Below are 686 nucleotides of genomic sequence, written 5' to 3'. Positions count from 1 at the left end.
TCCGATTTATCGGAAGAGCACTCCCGCGAGTGAAACGAGCACTGTCGCGAACGCAGTGAGCACAACTGAGCACTAAGAGGCAAGTCAAAAAAATAAAGATGCTAGACAGCTAATAGTAAAAACAGACAAAAATGGCAAAACGCAAGAAAAACCCTGAACGCTCCATGGAAGTGGGCCTGGATCATGAAGACAAGAGAGCACTTTGGCGCACGGTTATGATCTCAAGCATCGTACTGGGGGCAATACTGACGGTGATTTATATTCTGGTAGGTAAATTGTTTCCTAATAATGCCAACTGGCTCAATGCTACTCGCACAGGGGTGAGTTTGTTGGCCTTTTGGTTGGTGATTACCTCTACGATCCGAACCTTTGATAAAATCCGTGAGGGGGTGGCTTTTTTCTGGCACCTTATCATTGGGGTAGCGAGTGCGGCTATCGGTATTCTGCTCTTTTTGTTGGCCTTGCGTGTGTGGAATGAGTTGGGGCATCATGGTGCCACTCTCCCTGGTTACAATATCATAGGGTTTTATGCGGCGGGTGGCTTGGTAGCCTCTTCGATTTCGATGATCCACCTAAGGGTAGAAGGTGAAAACAACGGGAATTTGTTGGAATTGTTAGTAATTGCTATCGCTATCGCTGTTTTCTTTTGGGTGACGTGATCGTCTTTTGGGTGCGGGGTGCGTTTT

Annotated in this window: 1 protein-coding gene; it reads left to right on the top strand. The window is 46.9% G+C overall.

From position 1 onward, the window contains the following. Positions 1–131: 131 nt before the first annotated feature. Positions 132–659 (top strand): hypothetical protein, encoded by a 528-nt coding sequence (locus ACRBG0_RS28470; protein WP_431490215.1) that lies wholly within the window; start codon positions 132–134, stop codon positions 657–659. Positions 660–686 lie beyond the last annotated feature (27 nt).

Source organism: Lewinella sp., assembly GCF_050633125.1.
Lineage (GTDB): Bacteria > Bacteroidota > Bacteroidia > Chitinophagales > Saprospiraceae > Lewinella.
Note: the sequence above shows the minus strand (reverse complement) of the source record. Positions and strands in the feature narration are given on the sequence as shown.